At 60.7% G+C, this 1,609-nt stretch carries 2 protein-coding genes; both read left to right on the top strand.

Annotated features, from left to right (window positions below; all coding sequences use genetic code 11):
* Positions 1-438, top strand: a 438-nt coding sequence (locus EOA27_RS35715) for a GntR family transcriptional regulator (RefSeq protein WP_145970806.1), incomplete at its 5' end; no start/stop codon positions are given.
* 170 nt (positions 439-608) lie between these two features.
* Positions 609-1,609, top strand: a 1,001-nt coding sequence (locus EOA27_RS35710; RefSeq protein WP_245491311.1) for an ABC transporter substrate-binding protein, incomplete at its 3' end; no start/stop codon positions are given.

The raw sequence follows: 1,609 nt of genomic DNA, 5'->3' as shown, positions 1-1,609 counted from the left end.
CTGGAACCTTATGCGGCCGCCAAGGCAATGCCGCATATCGACGAGCCGTTCCTGAAAACGCTCGAAGATATCCACCACAAGCTGATCGAAGCAGAGCGCACCAAGGACTACCCGGCCGCGCTTCAGTACAATTACGACTTCCACTTCGCGGTGCATCGCCAATCGGAAATGCCGCATCTGATCGAGATGATCGAGAGACTGTGGATCCAGGCCGGCCCGCTGCTCAACCTACTCTACCCGCATGGCCATCCGACCTATGAAGGCCAGCACCAGCACGTCAATGCAATCGCCGCCTTGCGTGCGAAGGACGAGGCAGCGCTGCGGCGCGCCTTCGAGCAGGACCTGATCGAAGGTGGCCGCAAATTCGTCGAGCATCTCGCCGCCATCGAGAGCAAGGAAGGAGCCGAAGAAGAGCCTTCGCGTCGTTCGCGACCCTGACTAATGTCCCGATACATCGGGCTAATGAGCCATGAGGGCTAGGCCTTTTTGCGCCTCAATGCTTGCATCTTGCTGCCCGCCACGCGGCGTGGAAACACAACATGCGTGCTTGCGACCTCCATCATATATGATATATTCTATTTCCGGAGACCAAAAATAAGGGGAGAACAATGAAGCTTCGCAATGGGATTTTGGGACTGGCGCTCGGGCTTTTGACCAGCGGCGTCTCCTACTCGGCCTTCGCTGCCGACGCATCCACCTTCGTCTATGCCGATGCCGGCGAGCCGAGCACCATCGATCCGGCCAAGGCCAACGTGAACTGGGAGTTCACGGTCACCCGCAACATCTACGATCGACTGGTCGATTTCGACCTTACCGATCCGTCCAAATTGCTGCCGGCGCTTGCAACGGAATGGAAACAGGACGGCAAGGTCTGGACCTTCAAGCTGCGCGACGGCGTCACCTTCCATGACGGCACCGCCTTCGATGCCAACGACGTCAAGGCGACGCTCGACCGGCTGCTGAAGATCGGCCAGGGCCAATCTTATCTGGTCGACGACATCGCCAGCGTCACCGTGGTCGATCCCAAGACCGTCAAGGTCGAGACTAAGGCGCCGACCGTCTTCCTCGCCTCCAATCTCAGCCGCATCGAGATGCTGTCGGACGAGGACATCGCCAAGCACAAGGACGACCTCGGCCAGGCATGGTTCAACGAGAACGCCAACGGCACCGGCCCCTACGAATTCGTGTCCTGGACGCGCGGCACCCAGATCGAGCTGAAGCGCAATGACAAATGGTGGGGCAAGTTCCCGGAAAAGCCGTTCGACCGCGTGCTCGACCGCTTCGTCACCGACGGCGCCAACCGCGCCCGCGGTGTTGAAGGCGGCGAGTTCGACCTCGCCAATTTCGTGCCGCTCGACGAGGCGCTGCGCATCGGCACCAGCAGCGGCTTCCATCTGGTCGAAGGCAACAATCTGTGGGCTTGGCCGGCGATCTACCTCAACATGGATCTGGCGCCGACCAACAACAAGGATTTCCGCGAGGCGCTGGTCAAGGCGTTCGACTACAGCGCCATGGTGCAGTCCTTCCAGGGCAAGGCCGAAGTCGGCCGCGGCCCGGTGCCCTCCTGGTTCCCCGGCAGCCCGGAGAAGGAGGAGGCCGAGATCAAGAC

This window comes from Mesorhizobium sp. M2A.F.Ca.ET.037.01.1.1, assembly GCF_003998075.1.
Lineage (GTDB): Bacteria > Pseudomonadota > Alphaproteobacteria > Rhizobiales > Rhizobiaceae > Mesorhizobium.
The sequence above is the reverse complement of the archived record's forward strand: the minus strand, read 5'-3'. Positions and strand labels throughout refer to the sequence as shown.